General features: G+C 65.5%; 15 protein-coding genes. 12 read left to right on the top strand and 3 right to left on the bottom strand.

Annotated features, from left to right (window positions below):
* Window positions 1–56 precede the first annotated feature (56 nt).
* Entirely contained in the window at window positions 57–1160 is a 1104-nt protein-coding gene (locus tag DK926_RS15525) for an alcohol dehydrogenase catalytic domain-containing protein (RefSeq protein WP_114331182.1), read from the top strand.
* Here DK926_RS15525 and DK926_RS15520 read toward each other — a convergent pair.
* Entirely contained in the window at window positions 1157–1954 is a 798-nt protein-coding gene (locus tag DK926_RS15520; RefSeq protein WP_114331181.1) for an ATP-binding cassette domain-containing protein, read from the bottom strand. The genes DK926_RS15525 and DK926_RS15520 overlap by 4 nt on opposite strands.
* A gap of 114 nt (window positions 1955–2068) precedes the next feature.
* On the opposite strand from DK926_RS15520, the gene DK926_RS15515 reads away from it, so the two are divergent.
* The 6 genes from DK926_RS15515 (at window position 2069) to zwf (ending at window position 8186) form a co-directional block, all read left to right on the top strand.
* Window positions 2069–3403 (top strand): OFA family MFS transporter, encoded by a 1335-nt coding sequence (locus tag DK926_RS15515; protein ID WP_114331180.1) that lies wholly within the window; start codon window positions 2069–2071, stop codon window positions 3401–3403.
* Between the two features lie 201 nt (window positions 3404–3604).
* Window positions 3605–4363, top strand: coding sequence for a 4-hydroxy-tetrahydrodipicolinate reductase (gene dapB / locus DK926_RS15510; RefSeq protein WP_243636842.1), 759 nt, complete (start codon window positions 3605–3607; stop codon window positions 4361–4363).
* 5 nt (window positions 4364–4368) lie between these two features.
* Complete coding sequence (locus DK926_RS15505; RefSeq protein ID WP_068428837.1) at window positions 4369–4836, top strand: hypothetical protein; 468 nt, start codon at window positions 4369–4371, stop codon at window positions 4834–4836.
* Window positions 4833–5282 (top strand): flavodoxin family protein, encoded by a 450-nt coding sequence (locus DK926_RS15500; protein ID WP_114331178.1) that lies wholly within the window; start codon window positions 4833–4835, stop codon window positions 5280–5282. The genes DK926_RS15505 and DK926_RS15500 overlap by 4 nt, the downstream gene beginning before the upstream one ends.
* Before the next feature lie 203 nt (window positions 5283–5485).
* A complete protein-coding gene (locus tag DK926_RS15495; protein WP_114331177.1) occupies window positions 5486–6706 on the top strand; it encodes a crosslink repair DNA glycosylase YcaQ family protein in 1221 nt (406 codons plus the stop codon).
* Between the two features lie 19 nt (window positions 6707–6725).
* Window positions 6726–8186, top strand: a complete 1461-nt coding sequence (zwf, locus tag DK926_RS15490; protein ID WP_068429200.1) for a glucose-6-phosphate dehydrogenase — start codon at window positions 6726–6728, stop codon at window positions 8184–8186.
* Window position 8187: 1 nt separating this feature from the next.
* Here zwf and DK926_RS15485 read toward each other — a convergent pair whose 3' ends face one another.
* The gene (locus DK926_RS15485) at window positions 8188–8652 is read right to left on the bottom strand and encodes a toxin-antitoxin system HicB family antitoxin (RefSeq protein WP_114331176.1); all 465 of its coding nucleotides are present in this window, start codon (window positions 8650–8652) and stop codon (window positions 8188–8190) included.
* A gap of 100 nt (window positions 8653–8752) precedes the next feature.
* Here DK926_RS15485 and thyX point away from each other — a divergent pair, with 100 nt between their 5' ends.
* The 3 genes from thyX to DK926_RS15470 are packed head-to-tail and all read left to right on the top strand — an operon-like array spanning window position 8753 to window position 12268.
* Window positions 8753–9505, top strand: a complete 753-nt coding sequence (gene thyX, locus DK926_RS15480) for an FAD-dependent thymidylate synthase (protein ID WP_068428845.1) — start codon at window positions 8753–8755, stop codon at window positions 9503–9505.
* 37 nt (window positions 9506–9542) lie between these two features.
* Window positions 9543–10451, top strand: coding sequence for a 4-hydroxy-tetrahydrodipicolinate synthase (dapA, locus tag DK926_RS15475; protein WP_114331175.1), 909 nt, complete (start codon window positions 9543–9545; stop codon window positions 10449–10451).
* Entirely contained in the window at window positions 10448–12268 is a 1821-nt protein-coding gene (locus tag DK926_RS15470; protein ID WP_240930984.1) for a ribonuclease J, read from the top strand. The genes dapA and DK926_RS15470 overlap by 4 nt, the downstream gene beginning before the upstream one ends.
* 63 nt (window positions 12269–12331) lie before the next feature.
* Here DK926_RS15470 and DK926_RS15465 read toward each other — a convergent pair whose 3' ends face one another.
* On the bottom strand, window positions 12332–13111 hold the full coding sequence (locus tag DK926_RS15465) for a sulfite exporter TauE/SafE family protein (RefSeq protein WP_114331174.1): 780 nt from the start codon (window positions 13109–13111) through the stop codon (window positions 12332–12334).
* Between the two features lie 62 nt (window positions 13112–13173).
* On the opposite strand from DK926_RS15465, the gene DK926_RS15460 reads away from it, so the two are divergent.
* Together DK926_RS15460 and DK926_RS15450 are read left to right on the top strand one after the other, a co-directional pair.
* Entirely contained in the window at window positions 13174–13794 is a 621-nt protein-coding gene (locus tag DK926_RS15460) for a TIGR03085 family metal-binding protein (protein WP_114331173.1), read from the top strand.
* Window positions 13795–13850: 56 nt separating this feature from the next.
* Window positions 13851–16529, top strand: coding sequence for a DNA translocase FtsK (locus DK926_RS15450; protein ID WP_243636841.1), 2679 nt, complete (start codon window positions 13851–13853; stop codon window positions 16527–16529).
* Window positions 16530–16707 lie beyond the last annotated feature (178 nt).

The following is a 16707-nucleotide window of genomic DNA, read 5'->3' as shown; positions in this document are numbered from 1 at the left end:
GAGGGCTATACATTCGCACTCACCTGGAGACATTTCTGCTCACCTAGAGTGGGGTCATGAAGATCCGCGGCGCTGTACTCGAAGAAATCGGACGCTCACGGCCGTTCGCCCACTCGCATCCCATCTCCATCTCGGAGCTGGAACTCGCACCTCCCGGTGAGGGCGAACTGCTCGTGCGGATCGAAGCCGCGGGCCTGTGTCACTCGGACCTGTCGGTGGTCGACGGTAACCGCGTGCGACCGGTGCCGATGCTCCTCGGACACGAAGCCGCGGGCCGCGTCGAAGCCGTCGGCGCGGGAGTGCACGACGTTCCGGTCGGCACCCGCGTCGTCATGACGTTCCTGCCGCGGTGCGGGGAGTGCGACGGCTGTCGCACCGACGGCCAGATGCCGTGCATCCCGGGCAGCGCCGCCAACAACGCCGGAACGCTTCTCGACGGCGGCCGGCGCTTGAACCGCGACGGCGTCGAGGTCAAGCACCACCTCGGGGTGTCCGGATTCGCGACCCATGCCGTCGTCAGCCGCAAGTCCGTCGTGCCCGTCGACGACGACATTCCGGCCGACGTCGCTGCGGTACTGGGCTGTGCCGTGTTGACGGGCGGCGGTGCGGTACTCAACGCGGGCCGTCCCACGCCGGGGCAGTCGGTCATGGTGATCGGTCTCGGTGGGGTCGGGATGGCGTCGATTCTGACGGCCGTGTCCGTCGGAGCGGGACAGGTCATCGGCGTCGACGCGGTGCCGGACAAGCTCGCCACCGCGCGTGAACTCGGTGCGACACAGACCTATTCGCCGGCCGAGCGTGAAGAGCAGAACATCAAGGCCGACGTCGTCATCGAGGCGGCGGGCAATGCGCGCGCGTTCGAGGCAGCGGTGGCCGCGACGGCACCGGGCGGCACGACGGTCACCGTCGGACTTCCGGCACCGGATGCGCGGTCGTCGATCTCGCCGCTCGGACTCGTCGCCGAAGCCCGCACGATCGTCGGAAGCTACCTCGGTTCGGCGGTGCCGTCGCGAGACATTCCGAAGTATGCGCAGATGTGGCGCGAAGGCCGGCTTCCCGTCGAGAAGCTGATCAGTTCGCGAATCACGCTCGACGAGATCAACCGCGGCATGGACGAACTGGCCGACGGCAACGCCATCCGTCAGGTCATCACGTTCTAGCGACTTCGGGCGGTGGCTACCCACCGCCCGTTACGTCGTGCGATCTCGATGGGGTGATCGAAGCATTCGCTGATGTTCTCGGTGGTGAGGACGTCGTCGACGTGGCCGATGGCCATGATGTGGCCGTCGCGCAGCAGCACTGCATGCGACGTCGACGAAGGAATCTCCTCGAGATGATGTGTGACGAGAATGCTCGAGAGCGTGGGATGCTCGGCCCGGATGCCGTCCAACGCCGTCAGAAGTTGTTCTCGCGCAGCAAGATCGAGACCGGTCGCGGGCTCGTCCAACAGCAGCAGCGCGGGGTCCGGCAGGAGCGCGCGAGCGATGAGTGCCCGTCCGCGTTCGCCCTGCGACAGCGTGTACCACGGCGAATCGATGCGATGCGTGACGCCGAGTGCGTCGATCAACGACGTAGCCCGTGCCACCTCGTCGTCGGTGGGGGACCAGCGCGGAACCAGATCGGGAGTGTTCGTCATCCCGGTCAACACCGTCTGGAGCAGCGTCAACGACGGCTCGACACGCAGGCGTGGGTCGACGTGGCCGATGTGAGTGCGCAGCTCGCGCATGTCGACGCGCCCGAGCCGGTGACCGAGGACGTGCACACTCCCGTGCGTGGGGTGGACGAATGCGCCCAGCAGGCTCAGCAGCGTGCTCTTGCCGGCTCCGTTCGCGCCGAGAAGTACCCAGTGTTCGCCCTGTTCGAGGCGCACCGAAGCGTCGCGCAGAAGGTATCGCCCGTTTCGCACGAGGTCGACGTTCTCTGCTTGCAGGACCGGTATCGAGTCGTTGGTCACCGAACGACGGTAGCGCCGACTCCGGTGACCCCACTGCACCGGATCAGGTGGTGTGATGTTTGACTCACTAATGAACCGGACACAGTATCGAGAAACCACGAACTAGGGGTACGCATGACTCTGCCCATCCTCGAACGCGCGCGAGTCGTCGCGACTCCGGAATGGAATCGTTGGCTGATTCCGCCCGCGGCGCTGTCGATTCACCTGGCGATCGGATCGGCGTACGCCTGGAGCGTGTTCAAGAGCGCGATCTCCGCGCCGACCGCCTCGGACCTCAGCGGGACCGTGACCGCGATCCCGTTTCAACTCGCAATCGTCATGCTCGGACTGTCCGCGGCGATCTTCGGTACCCGCGTCGAAGAGAACGGGCCCCGCTGGGCCATGGCCGTCTCGCTGATCTTCTTCGTCAGCGGATTGTTGTTGTCCGCGTTGGGAATGAGCCTCGGTCAGTTCTGGCTCGTGATCTTCGGCTACGGGTTCGTCGGTGGAATCGGGCTCGGTATCGGCTACATCTCACCGGTCTCCACACTCATGAAGTGGTTCCCCGACCGACCCGGCATGGCCACCGGTATCGCAATCATGGGTTTCGGTGGCGGCGCATTGATCGCCTCGCCGCTCACGACCCAATTGCTTTCGGGCTTCGGCGGATTCACCAACGCGTCCATCGCCAAGACGTTCCTCGTGTTGGCCGTCGGCTACGCGATCTTCATGGCGCTCGGCGTCGTCCTCATCCGCGTTCCGGCCGACGACTGGAAGCCGAAGGGGTGGAATCCCGACACGTCGTCGCCGCTGGTGTCCACGCACAACGTCTCGGCTGCGAATGCCGTCAAGACCCCGCAGTTCTGGTTGCTGTGGATCGTGCTGTGCTTCAACGTGACTGCCGGCATCGGAATTCTGGAGCGCGCGTCGGGTATCTACCAGGACTTCTTTCCCGACGCCCTCTCCGCCGAGTCGTTGGCTGCTGCCGCAGCCGGTTTCGTCGCCTTCCTGTCCTTGACGAACATGATCGGCCGGTTCGTGTGGTCGTCGGTCTCGGACCTGGTGGGACGGAAGAACATCTACCGTCTGTACCTCGGGGTCGGTGCCTTGCTGTATCTGTACATCGCGTTGTTCACCAACTCGAACAAGGTGCTGTTCCTGATCTCGGCGCTGTTGATCCTGTCGTTCTACGGCGCAGGTTTCGCGACCATGCCCGCGTACCTCAAGGACATGTTCGGCACGTATCAGGTCGGTGCCATCCACGGTCGACTGCTGACCGCGTGGTCGGTCGCAGGCGTGCTGGGCCCGCTGATCGTCAACGCCATCGCCGACGCGGGTGACACCGGTTCGACGAGCCGCTATCTCCCGGCGTTCTACGTGATGATCGCTCTCCTCGTCATCGGGTTCGTCGCCAACGAATTGATCAAACCGGTGGACGAGAAGTTCTACGAGAAGGAGGCGTCGGCATGAACGAGACACGTCAACGAACGGTGATGGTCGTGGCCTGGATCTGGGTCGCCGTTCCGTTCGCCTACGGGCTGTACGAACTGACCCTCAAGGCGAAGAACCTCTTCGGAGGGTGACGCGCGACCAGCGTACGAACGACGGCTCCACAGTCAGTAGGCTTCCACCTGCATGGATTTTCCGGTCGGAGCACAGAGTGGAGCAGTCGTGAGTTCAGAAGCACCTATCCGGGTCGGCGTTCTCGGAGCCCGTGGCAAGGTGGGGCAGGCCATCTGTTCTGCCGTCGACGCCGCATCCGACCTGGAACTAGTTGCGACCGTCGATCAGGGCGACTCGATGTCGACGTTCGTCGACGCCTCCACGCAGGTCGTCGTCGACTTCACCCATCCCGACGTCGTCATGGACAATCTGCGGTTCCTCGTCGAGAACGGAATCCACGCCGTCGTCGGCACCACCGGATTCGACGACGAGCGACTCGCGACCGTGCGGTCCTGGCTGGAAGGCTCCCCCGAGACGGGAGTTCTGATCGCACCGAACTTCGCCATCGGAGCTGTGCTCACCATGCGTTTCGCCGAGCAGGCCGCGCGGTTCTTCGATTCGGTCGAGGTCATCGAACTGCATCACCCGAACAAGGCCGATGCGCCGTCGGGTACCGCGTACCGCACCGCCGAGGTCATCGCCGACGCACGTGCGAAGGCAGGTGTCGCGAAAAGTCCCGACGCCACGACGGCCGAATTCGATCACGCCCGCGGCGCGGAGGTCGACGGAGTGCGCGTTCACTCGATCAGGCTCGCAGGTCTCGTGGCGCATCAGGAAGTGTTGTTCGGAACCCTCGGCGAGACGCTGACCATCCGTCACGATTCGCTCGACCGCACGTCCTTTGCGCCGGGCGTGCTGCTCGGTGTGCGGGAGATCGCCGGTCGTCCCGGCCTGACCGTCGGACTCGATCCGTTCCTGGATCTGTAGAACCCATGAACAAGGCGACGAAGATCCTGCTCACCATCGCTGTGATGGTGGCGATTCTGGCGTTCTACTTCTACTTGTTGGGTCGACGCGGTGTCTCGTTGATCCAGACCGGTGGTGCGGTGAACGTCGGGCTGGGTGTCGGAGTGATTCTGCTTCCCGTCATCGGACTGTGGATCGTGTGGGCGACGCTGAAGGCAGGTTTCGAGCACCAGCACCTGGCGTCGCGAGTTCGCGACGAGGATCTCGAGCTCGACGTGTCCGATCTTCCGCGGATGCCGTCGGGACGCATCTCCCGAGACGCCGCCGACGAGCTGTTCCAGCAGGTCAAGGGGGAGTGGGAGAAGGACCCCGACAACTGGCGCAATTCCTACCGGCTGGCTCGGGCGTACGACTACGCGGGCGACCGGGGTCGGGCTCGCGAGACGATGAAGCGCGCGGTTGCACTGGAGCGTGCGGAGTCGGCGTCGAAGTGACCACACTCCTCGTTATCCATCACACGCCGTCCCCGTCGACGCGGGAACTGCTGGAAGCGGTTCTGGCGGGAGCAAGTGATCCGGAAATCGAGGGTGTGACGGTTCGGAGTGTCCCTGCACTGGGCGCGACGGTGCCGGACGTGCTGGAGGCCGACGGCTATCTGTTCGGCACGTCCGCGAACTTCGGTTACATGAGCGGGGCGCTCAAGCACTTCTTCGACACCACGTACTACCCGTGCCTCGACGCGATCGCCGGGCGTCCGTACGGAATGTGGGTGCACGGCAACAACGACACGACGGGCGCGGTCACGGCCATTTCGAAGATCGTGACCGGGTGGGCGCTCGAACAAGTCTCTGCTGCAGTGGAAGTCACGGCCGTGGACAAGTCGGCCCGCGATTCCTGCTACGAGCTCGGAGGAACCCTCGCGGCGACGCTGATGGGTTGACGTCTCGGCGGACCCGCGCCGTTGCTTGTGAAAGCAGGCGCGTCCGTGTTCGGACGTGTGCGCGTGCCGGTGCGGTGGCTCATGGACGCCGGCAACACTTGTGCACCCGGCCGAGGATCGGTGGACTCCGGAGGACATGGCGCGACAGTATGGCTGGGCGCCGGAGACGATCCGTGTCGGTGCCCCGTGGCAAGGTGGCGTGTATGCGCGAGATGAGTGCAGCGATGGCGAGGCGTACAGCTCTTGCTGCCCAGGGATTGGCGTCGCCGCATCCGGTGACCGATCGTGGGGCGTCGACGCGTGCTGTGCAGAAAGTGATCGACAGGAACCGTCTGCTACAGATCGACTCGGTGTCCGTGCTTGTGCGCGCACACTACGCACCCTTGTTCAGCCGCGTCGGGAAGTACGACCGCACTCTCGTGGACAGGGCTGCGTGGACGGACACCAAGCGCAGTCCACGCACGCTCGTCGAATACTGGGCGCACGAGGCCGCGCTGATTCCCGTCGAGGACTGGCCGCTGATGCGTTGGCGCACCGAACTCTACGAACACGGCCGGTGGGGTGGCGCCAAGTCCGTGCTCGAGCGAAACCCCACTCTTGCCGACGACATTCTGGCCGTCATCACCGACTCGGGTCCGTCCAGCGCAGGCGAGATCGAGCGCGCGTTGGACGTGGAGCGGCCGGGCCGCAAGGGGCCGTGGTGGGATCGCAGTGACGTCAAAGTCGTGTGCGAGCAGCTGTTCGCAGCCGGTGTCGTGTCCGTCGGTACTCGCGCCGGTTTCGTCCGGCACTACGACCTCACCGAGCGGGTCATCCCGGCGGACATCCTCGCTCGAAACGTCGACGAAGCCGATGCCGTGCGCCAGCTCGTCACGAATTCCGCTGTGGCACTGGGAATCGCGACCGAACCGGACCTGCGTGACTACTACCGACTCTCGCAGAGGCAGACCAAGGCGGCGATCGTCGACCTCGTCGAGGCGGGGACGCTCGAACCCGTCGAGGTCGACGGGTGGGGCGCGCCTGCCTACCTGCACGTCGACGCACGAATTCCCCGCTCCGCCAACGGTGCTACTCTGCTGTGCCCGTTCGACCCGATGATCTTCTTTCGGCCACGGGTGGAGCGAATCTTCGACTTCCACTACCGCATCGAGATCTACACCCCACAGCACAAGCGCATTCACGGCTATTACGTCTTCCCGTTTCTCATGGACGGGGAACTCGTTGCGCGCGTCGACCTCAAGGGCGACCGAGCCCGATCGGAACTGCAAGTTCTCGGGGCCTTCGTCGACGGCGACCGCGACGCGGCCGTCATCGCGGACCGGCTCCTGCCTGTACTACGCGAAATGGCCGACTGGCTCGAACTGGGGACCATCGTCATCGGGGAGCGTGGGGATCTGGTTGCAGCACTCGCGGCGTCGGCGTGATGATGACACCATTCATTTCATGACCGCGCCCACCGAAGAACTGCCACCCCAGGTCGTCGTGCTGTTCGGAGCGACCGGCGACTTGGCACGCCGAAAGCTGTTGTCCAGCTTCATGCATCTCGTTCTGTCCGATCTGGCGCCGCGCATCCGCGTCGTCGGAACGTCGCTGGAGGAGATGACGAGCGACGAGTTCCGGCAGATGGCACTCGAAGCGATCGACGAGTTCTCGTCTCGTAAGGTGTCCGAGGAGCAGTGGCGGGAATTCGCAGGCAAACTCAGTTACGTCTCGCAGAAGGACGGGCCTGCCGCGCTCGCGGAAGCGGTCGCACACGCCGAAACGGAACTCGGGCCCGACGTCCGACGCCTGCACTACCTGAGCGTCCCGCCGAAGGCCGCTCTGGCAGTCGTGGACATGCTCGGCGAGGCCGATCTGGTGAAGCGGTCACGCATCATCATGGAGAAGCCGTTCGGCACCGACCTGGACAGCGCGATCGCGCTCAACGCCAGACTGCACGAGACGTTCGACGAGGAGCAGATCTTCCGCATCGACCACTTCCTGGGCAAGGAACCCGCACAGAACATTCTGGCGTTCCGGTTCGCGAACGGTCTGTTCGAACCGATTTGGAACCGCAATTTCATCGACCACGTTCAGATCGACGTTCCCGAGTCGCTGTCGTTGGACGGCCGCGCCAACTTCTACGAGTCGACCGGAGCATTCAAGGACATGGTGGTCACCCACCTGTTCCAGATCCTCGCGTTCATGGCGATGGAGCCGCCGACTGCCCTCGAACCGGGCGCGATCGGCGAAGAGAAGAACAAGGTCTTCCGATCCATGGTTCCCCTCGATCCGCGCAAGGTCGTACGCGGGCAGTACAACGGCTACCGCTCGGAACCGGGCGTGGCACCCGATTCCGAGACCGACACGTTCGTCGCGTTGCGGTGCGAAATCGACAATTGGCGCTGGGCAGGCGTGCCGTTCTACCTACGCACCGGAAAGAAGATGGCCGAGGGACAACGCATCATCTCCATCGCGTTCCGCGAGCCACCGAAGAGTATGTTCCCGGCAGGCTCCGGCGTCGGCGCACAAGGTCCCGACCACCTGACGTTCGACCTCGCCGACGCGTCGAAGGTGTCGCTGTCGTTCTACGGCAAACGCCCCGGCCCCGGCATGAAGTTGGACAAACTGAGCATGCAGTTCGCGATCGGCGACACCGAAAGGGCCGCAGACGTTCTCGAAGCCTACGAACGACTGATTCTCGACGCAATGCACGACGACCACACCCTGTTCACGACGGCCGAGGGCATCGAACGGCTGTGGGAGGTGTCGGCACCGCTACTCGCGGACCCGCCGCCCGTGCGTCAGTACGCGCCGGGATCGTGGGGTCCCAATGCCATTCATCAGCTGATCGCTCCGAACGCCTGGCGGCTGCCGTTCGAGCGTGCCTGGCGTGAGAACACCGAATCGACGAGGAGCAACTGAATCAGTACGGACGTTCCTTGCGCATCTGGTCGCGCAACGCGCCCTGAACCGCTTGCGACAGCCACGAATTGAGGGACACCCCGTTCATCGACGCGGCCTCCTCGGCCCGTTCCTTCACGTGCTCGACCATGCGCAGCGTGACGCGTCGCATTTCGCCGGTGACGTCCTCCATCGTCGGATAGTCCTCGGGCTCGGGTGTCGTCGCCTCGGTCTCGGCCGGGTCGACGTCACGGGTGACATCGGCTACGGCCTCGTTCCCGGTCAGACGCAGGTGCACCGAGTGGCCGTCGATCAGCGCCGAGATCTCCTCGGCGAAATCGGACAGGGCCTGCAGCAACATCAACCTGGCCGACGCCTGGGCTGCAGACCCGAGGGCGTCGGCGGTCTGTCGTGTCCGTTCGTCGCCGAGGGCAGCCGCGGCAAGGAGGTCGGCACGCAACGACGCGGTGTACGAATCGAGTTCCATGACGCCAGTGTGACGTCATAACTGACGTCACGCAAGGCGTCACAGTGACGTACGACTACAGTCGCACTGATATTTCAGCAGCAGGGGCGGAAGGGATGCGGTGTCGAAGACGGTTTCGCTGAAGGTTCAGTTGGTGGCGAAGACCGATTTCGTCCAGCCCGAGGACATCCCGTGGGAGACCGACGCCGACGGCGGACAAGCGCTGATCGAATTCGCCGGGCGCGCCTGCTATCAGAGCTGGTCCAAGCCGAACCCGCGGACGGCGACGAACGCGTCGTATCTCCAGCACCTTCTGGACGTCGGGCATCTGTCGGTGCTCGAGCACGCGTCCGTGAGCTTCTACATCACCGGCATCTCGCGCTCGTGCACCCACGAGCTCATTCGTCACCGCCATTTCTCGTACTCGCAGCTGTCGCAGCGGTTCGTCAACGAGCGCGACGCGAACGTCATCGTGCCCCCCGCGATCGAAGGCGATCCCGAGCTCGAAGCGCTGTTCACGTCCGCGACCGACGCCTCCCGCGAGGCCTATGCCGAACTGCTCGCGGCGCTGGAGCACAAGCTCGAGGGCGTCACCGGTGCGGCGATGCGCAACAAGCAGGCGCGTCAGGCGGCTCGGTCCGTGTTGCCCAACGCCACCGAGACCCGGGTGGTCGTCACCGGTAACTACCGGGCGTGGCGTCATTTCGTGTCGATGCGCGCGTCCGAGCATGCCGACGTCGAGATTCGACGCGTCGCCGTCGCGTGTCTGCGTCAGCTGGCGACGGTAGCGCCGGACGTCTTCGGCGACTTCGAGATCTCGGTCCTCGCCGACGGCTCGGAGGTGGCGCACAGTCCGTTCGTCACCGAGGTCTGATCGAAGCGGTCGAGACCACCGGGTAACCTTTCCGACCATGACATACGGTGATGCCGCTCCGCCCATCCAGTCTCCGTTCGGCACGGTGCTCACCGCTATGGTGACCCCGTTCTCGGCCGACGGAAAGCTGGACATCGACGCGGGCGTGCGTCTTGCGCATCACCTCGTCGAGCAGGGCCACGACGGTCTCGTGCTGGCAGGTACGACCGGCGAGTCTCCCACCACCACCGAGAACGAGAAGCTCGATCTCATGCGCGCTGTCATCGCCGCCGTCGGCCACCGCGCTCGGATCATCGCAGGTGCCGGTAGCAACGACACCGCGCACAGCGTCGAACTGGCTCGTGACGCAGCCCGCGCAGGCGCGCACGGCCTCCTCGTGGTCACCCCGTACTACTCGCGTCCGCCTCAGTCGGGCATCTACGCGCACTTCACCGCCGTCGCCGACGCGACCGACCTTCCGGTGATGCTGTACGACATCCCTCCGCGCTCGGTCGTCCCGATCGAAACGGAGACTCTGCGTCGTCTCGCCGACCATCCCCGCATTCTCGCGGTGAAGGACGCCAAGGGCGACCTCAACGCGGGCGCCGAGCTGATCGCGTCGACCGGCCTGCAGTACTTCTCCGGAGACGACCCGTTGAACCTTCCGTGGCTGTCGGTCGGTGCCACCGGCTTCGTCAGCGTCATCGGACACCTCGTTCCCGCTCGCCTACGCGAATTGCACACCGCGTTCATGATGGGCGACATCGCCCGCGCACAGGCGATCAACGTCAGCCTCATCCCGGTCATCAAGTCCGTCGCACGCCTCGGTGGCGTCAGCGCGGCCAAGGCCGGACTGCGTCTCATCGGCCTCGACGTCGGTGAACCACGACTTCCCCAGGTGCCGCCGAGCATCGAACACATCGAATTGCTCGCAGCAGATCTGCGGGCAGCAGGAGTACTTGTATGAGCAGACCAGCACGATCACGCGGCCGCGCAACTCGAAGCGCAGGACCGCCCACTTCACGTCCCGCCCAGCAGTCACGACCCGTCGTGCAGAACTCGGCACGGACGCAGCGACCGGACAACCGTCGCGAGATAGACCCCACCGAGCGTCTCGGGACGCCGCCGAAGGCACCGTTCAAGGGCCTGCGTGTTGTCGCGCTCGGCGGCATCGGCGAGATCGGCCGCAACATGACGGTGTTCGAGCACCAGGGCAAGTTGCTGATCGTCGACTGCGGCGTCCTGTTCCCGGAGGACCAGCAGCCCGGCGTCGACCTGATTCTCCCGGACTTCCGGCACATCGAGAACCGCATGGCCGACGTCGAAGCCGTCGTGCTGACCCACGGCCACGAGGACCACATCGGCGCGGTGCCGTTCCTGCTGCGTCTGCGTCCCGATGTTCCCGTCGTCGGCTCGAAGTTCACGCTCGCGCTGGTCGCCGCGAAATGCCGTGAGCATCGGCTGCGCCCCAACCTCGTCGAGGTCACCGAGGGGGAGAAGACGACCCACGGGCCGTTCGAGTGCGAATACTTCGCCGTCAACCACTCGATTCCCGACGCGTTGGCCATCGCGATCCGTACCGACGCGGGCCTCGCATTGCACACCGGTGACATCAAGCTCGACCAGCTGCCCCTCGACGGCCGACTGACCGACCTGGCAGGCTTCTCGCGGCTCGGTGACGAGGGTGTCGACCTGTTCCTCGTGGACTCGACCAACGCCGAGGTGCCCGGATTCGTCACTCCCGAGCGAGAGATCGGCGGTGTCCTCGACACCGTCATCGGCAAGGCCAAGCAACGCGTCATCGTCGCGTCGTTCGCCAGCCACGTGCACCGCATTCAGCAGGTCATCGACGTCGCCGAGCGCTACAACCGCCGCGTCGCGTTCGTCGGCCGGTCGATGGTTCGCAACATGCAGATCGCTCAGGACCTCGGTTACCTCCGGGTTCCGGACGGTCTCGAGGTGAACGTCGACGTCGCCGCGACGCTGCCGGACGACCGACTCGTGTTGATCTCCACCGGATCTCAGGGCGAGCCGCTGTCGGCGCTGTCGCGTATGGCTCGCGGTGAGCACCGCCAGATCAACGTCAAGGCCAACGATCTCGTCGTGCTGGCGTCGTCGCTGATTCCGGGCAACGAGAACTCCGTCTTCGCCGTCGTCAACGGTCTCGCGAAGCGGGGCGCCACCGTCGTGACGCAGCAGAACGCCAAGGTGCACGTCTCCGGACACGCATCCGCCGGTGAGCTGCTGTACCTGTACAACGCGGTGCGTCCGACCAACGCCATGCCGGTGCACGGCGAGTGGCGCCACCTGCGCGCCAACGCCGCGCTCGCGAAGGCCACCGGTGTGGCCGAGGATCGCGTCGTGCTCGCCGAGGACGGCGTCGTCGTCGACATGGTCGACGGTCTCGCGCGCATCGTCGGCCAGGTACCGGTCGGCCACGTCTACGTCGACGGTCTGTCGGTCGGCGACGTCGGCGACTCCACGCTGTCGGACCGCCTGATTCTCGGCGAGGGCGGCTTCATCGCGATCACCGTCGCCGTCGATTCGACGACCGGACGTGCAGTCGCAGCTCCCGAGGTGTCGGGCCGCGGATTCTCCGACGACCCGGCCGCGCTCAAGGAAGCCGGCCAGCTCGTCGAAGCCGAGCTGCAGCGCCTCGCATCCGACGGCGTCACCGACACGCACCGCATCGCGCAAGCCGTGCGACGCGTCGTCGGTCGGTGGGTGGCGGAGAAGTATCGCCGCAAGCCGATGATCGTCCCGACGGTCATGGAAGTGGGATAACGCTCCTGCAGTATCCGTGCGTGCGTAGTCGGTCTCCGGACCGACTACGCACGCATCGGTCGTTCAGGCCAACAACCGCCACAGGCCGATGATGCCGAGCGCGACGATGGTCGCACGAAGTGCGGTGGGGGACAAGCGCCGTCCGTAGCGAGCGCCGATCGACCCACCGACCAGAGAGCCGACGGCGATCAATCCCGCTGCGGCCCAGCTGATCCGGTCGAACGCGACGATCGTGTACGCGATGGCCGCGACGATGTTGACGATCAGCGACAGCAGGTTCTTCGCCGCGTTCATGCGCTGGATCGACTCCGGTAGCAGCGCTCCCATCACGCCGATCAACAAAATCCCCTGCGCCGCAGTGAAATAACCGCCGTAGATGCCGACGAGGAAGGTTCCGATCGTCAGCATCACGAGATGCCCTCGGCCGACGTGGTCGGCTGCCTTGCCCGCGGCCTCCGACCGTGATCGCGCCCAGGCTTGAATCCGAGGCTGCGCCACGACCAGGATCAGTGCCCCGACGAGCAGCACGGGAACGACTGCAGCGAACACGGTTTCCGGAAGGTGCAGCAGCAACCACGAACCGAGCAGAGCTCCGAGGAACGACGCAGGAATCTGCCACCGCAGTCGGTTCCACTGGCCGCGCAGTTCGCGGCGGTATCCCCACGTGCCGGACACGCCTCCCGCCACGAGTCCGACGGCGTTGGACATCGTCGCCACGACAGGCGGATAGCCGAACGCGACGAGCGTGGGGAACGTGATCAGCGTTCCCGAGCCGACGACGGCGTTGATGGCTCCGGCACCGAGTCCTGCAACGAGGATGATCACAATTTCGGAGATCGGCACCGGCCCGAGATTACGGCTCGCCCTGCGGCGCATCGCCGACGGGGCACGTACGGTGTATCGGTGTGAGCCTCGCACAACACGAACGCGCCGAACTCGTCTCGACTCTGACCGCGGTGGGGGAGTCCGCGCCGACGCTGTGCGGAGAGTGGACCGCACGCGATCTCGCCGCGCACCTCGTCGTTCGAGAACGGCGTCTCGACGCGGCGCCGGGAATTCTGTTGCCCTTCCTCGCCGGCTACACCGAACGGGTCCAGAAGGGCGTGGCGCGACAGCCGTTTCCGGAACTGGTGGCCGCGGTCGCGTCGGGACCCCCGGTCTGGTCGCCCTTCAAGGTGCTCGATCCGGTGATCAACGTCGGCGAGATGTTCGTGCACCACGAGGACCTGCGGCGCGCTCGGCCGGGATGGGAGCCGCGCGTGCTCTCGGAGGCGATGGAGAACAAGCTGTGGTCGATCGCGTCGAAGATCGGACGTCTCGCGTATCGCGGCGCAGGCGTCGGCGTGATCCTTCGCACGCCTGACGGCCGGACTGCGACGGTGAGCAAGGGCGATCGATCCGTCGTCCTGATCGGGTTGCCGTCGGAGCTGCTGTTGGATGCGTTCGGCCGCTCCGAAGTCGTGATCGAGGCCGACGGCGACGCCGCCGACGTCGACGCTGTCCGAGAACTCGATCGCAGCTTCTAGCCTGTTACTCGTGTTGCGGATGGTTTCGAAGGTGCTCTTGCGACTAGCCTGAGGGCATGGCAGGAAAGACCAGCACTCGAAGTTCGCGAGCCGGCGGTGCCGGGGATTCGACGACGTCGCGTGCTTCGGGGGGATCGCGGAAGTCCTCCGGAGGACGAACGACGCGGACGGTGTCGACACCACGCAAAGCCACGGCACCGCGTAAGTCCAGCCCGGCGAAAGCCACCACGCGCACACCGGCTGCACGCAGGCCCGCCAAGAAGAAGTCCGGCGGGGGTGCGCTGAACGCGGTTGGCCGCGGCATCTCGTCGACCTGGTCGATGGCAGCCAAGGGCGTCGGCGCGACGACACGGACGGTCAGCAAGGCCAAGGACATCGAGCACGGTCACCGCCGCGACGGCATTGCCCTCGGGTTGATCGCCGTCAGCGTCGTCGTCGCAGCAGCCGTCTGGGTCAGCGCAGGCGGCCCCGTCGGTGAGTGGATCGAAATCGCGGTACGCGCCCTCGTCGGCGACGCCGGGTACATCGTGCCGGTACTCGGCGTGGCGCTCGCCGTCGTACTGATGCGGTCCGAGCCGAACCCCGAGATTCGCCCCCGGCTGGTTCTCGGTTCGATTCTGGTAGCTCTGCCGATTCTCGGAATGTGGCACCTGGCCGCAGGATCGCCCGCGGATTCTGCGGGCCGCGCGACGGGCGGCGGCTTCTTCGGCTACGTCGCAGGCGGCCCGCTGGCCGACGGTGTCACGGTCTGGCTCGCCGTTCCGCTGCTGCTCCTCGCCGGGCTGTTCGGCGTACTCCTGCTGACCGGAACGACGGTCCGTGACGTCCCGGATCGGATGCGGTCGCTGTTCGGCACCGACAGCCGGGGCGACGAGTACGGCGACTACGACCCCGCCGATTTCGGGTCCGAATTCGACGACGGCTACGGCGGTTACGACGACAGCGCTCTCGACGGTTACCCCGTCGACGGTGCCGATCCGTACAGTTCCACAGGCTCCACTCCTGCCGAAAACTATCCGACCGAGGAATACGTCCCGGTCAAGCGCCCGCGGTCGCGTCGAACGCCGCCGCCCGAGGCGCCGACCGAGGTCATCCCGCCGGGACCCGAACCCACGCCGGAACCCGTCGCGGCACCTGCTGCCGACGCGCCTTCCCGTCCGAAGCCGAAGCCCGTCGTCAAGGCGACCGAACCGAAGCCGACGTCCGACGAGGACAAGATCGTCGTCGATCGCGTCGTGGACGGCGACTACACACTGCCGTCGCTGTCGCTGCTGATCGACGGGGATCCGCCCAAGACGCGCAGCCAGGCCAACGACGCGATGATCGAGGCCATCTCCGAGGTACTCGAGCAGTTCAAGATCGACGCCGCGGTCACCGGCTTCACCCGAGGCCCGACGGTCACCCGGTACGAGGTCGAGCTCGGTCCCGGTGTCAAGGTCGAGAAGATCACCGCGCTGCATCGCAACATCGCATACGCAGTGGCCACCGACAACGTGCGTCTCCTCGCGCCGATCCCGGGCAAGTCCGCCGTCGGCATCGAGGTGCCCAACTCCGACCGTGAGATGGTGCGTCTCGCCGACGTGCTGACCGCGCCGTCGACGCGCAAGGATCACCACCCGCTGGTGATCGGGCTCGGCAAGGACATCGAGGGAGACTTCGTCAGCGCGAACCTCGCGAAGATGCCGCACCTCCTCGTCGCCGGCTCCACCGGTTCGGGTAAGTCGAGCTTCGTGAACTCGATGCTCGTCTCGCTGCTCGCACGCGCGACGCCCGAGGAAGTGCGGATGATCCTGATCGACCCGAAGATGGTCGAGCTGACGCCGTACGAAGGAATCCCGCACCTCATCACCCCGATCATCACGCAGCCGAAGAAGGCGGCGGCGGCGCTCGCGTGGTTGGTCGAGGAGATGGAACAGCGCTACCAGGACATGCAGGTCAACAAGGTCCGGCACATCGACGACTTCAACAAGAAGGTCAAGTCGGGCGAGATCACGGCGCCGCTCGGTAGCGAGCGCGTGTACCGGCCGTACCCGTACATCCTGGCGATCGTCGACGAACTCGCCGACCTGATGATGACCGCGCCCCGCGACGTCGAGGACGCGATCGTCCGCATCACGCAGAAGGCGCGTGCGGCCGGTATCCACCTAGTGCTGGCCACGCAGCGACCGTCCGTCGACGTCGTCACCGGTCTGATCAAGACGAATGTGCCGTCACGACTCGCGTTCGCTACGTCGTCGCTCACCGACTCGCGCGTCATTCTCGATCAGCCGGGCGCCGAGAAGCTCATCGGAATGGGCGACGCCCTGTTCTTGCCGATGGGTGCCGGAAAGCCGACGCGTCTGCAGGGTGCATTCATCACCGACGAGGAAATCGGCGCTGTCGTCGACTTCGCGAAGAACCAGGCGGAGCCGGAATACAACGAGACCGTCACCGCGGCCAAGGCGTCGGACAAGAAGGATGTCGATCCGGACATCGGCGACGACCTCGACGTGCTGCTGCAGGCGGTGGAGCTCGTCGTGACGAGTCAGTTCGGTTCGACGTCGATGCTGCAGCGCAAGCTCCGCGTCGGATTCGCGAAAGCGGGCAGGCTGATGGATCTCATGGAGAACCGGGGAGTGGTCGGGCCGAGCGAAGGCTCCAAGGCCCGCGAAGTGCTCGTCAAGCCGGAGGAGCTCGACGGTCTGCTCTGGTCGATCAAGGGCGGCGATCCGGACGAGGCGCCTGCCGAGGAGTGATGCGCCTGCGGTGCCCGTGCGTGGTTGGTACGACCCTGGGCCAACTACCCACGCAGTGATACTGGAATGGTTCGTCGATGCAGTGGTTTGACTCGTTTCCGCGCTGACGCCGATGGCTGTCTTTCCCGTGATGTGTCGGCTGCTGCATCGATGGACACCTGAAGCACACGCGACCGGT

The organism is Rhodococcus sp. Eu-32 (assembly GCF_003336925.1).
GTDB lineage: Bacteria > Actinomycetota > Actinomycetes > Mycobacteriales > Mycobacteriaceae > Rhodococcoides > Rhodococcoides kyotonensis_B.
This window is presented reverse-complemented; position numbering and strand designations above follow the sequence as displayed.

Coding starts and splice junctions, on each gene's coding strand:
- DK926_RS15515 (WP_114331180.1), top strand. CDS start 2,069: ATGACTCTGCCCATCCTCGAACGCGCGCGAGTCGTCGCGACTCCGGAA.
- DK926_RS15525 (WP_114331182.1), top strand. CDS start 57: ATGAAGATCCGCGGCGCTGTACTCGAAGAAATCGGACGCTCACGGCCG.
- zwf (WP_068429200.1), top strand. CDS start 6,726: ATGACCGCGCCCACCGAAGAACTGCCACCCCAGGTCGTCGTGCTGTTC.
- DK926_RS15450 (WP_243636841.1), top strand. CDS start 13,851: ATGGCAGGAAAGACCAGCACTCGAAGTTCGCGAGCCGGCGGTGCCGGG.
- DK926_RS15505 (WP_068428837.1), top strand. CDS start 4,369: ATGAACAAGGCGACGAAGATCCTGCTCACCATCGCTGTGATGGTGGCG.
- DK926_RS15495 (WP_114331177.1), top strand. CDS start 5,486: ATGCGCGAGATGAGTGCAGCGATGGCGAGGCGTACAGCTCTTGCTGCC.
- DK926_RS15485 (WP_114331176.1), bottom strand. CDS start 8,652: ATGGAACTCGATTCGTACACCGCGTCGTTGCGTGCCGACCTCCTTGCC.
- dapA (WP_114331175.1), top strand. CDS start 9,543: ATGACATACGGTGATGCCGCTCCGCCCATCCAGTCTCCGTTCGGCACG.
- DK926_RS15470 (WP_240930984.1), top strand. CDS start 10,448: ATGAGCAGACCAGCACGATCACGCGGCCGCGCAACTCGAAGCGCAGGA.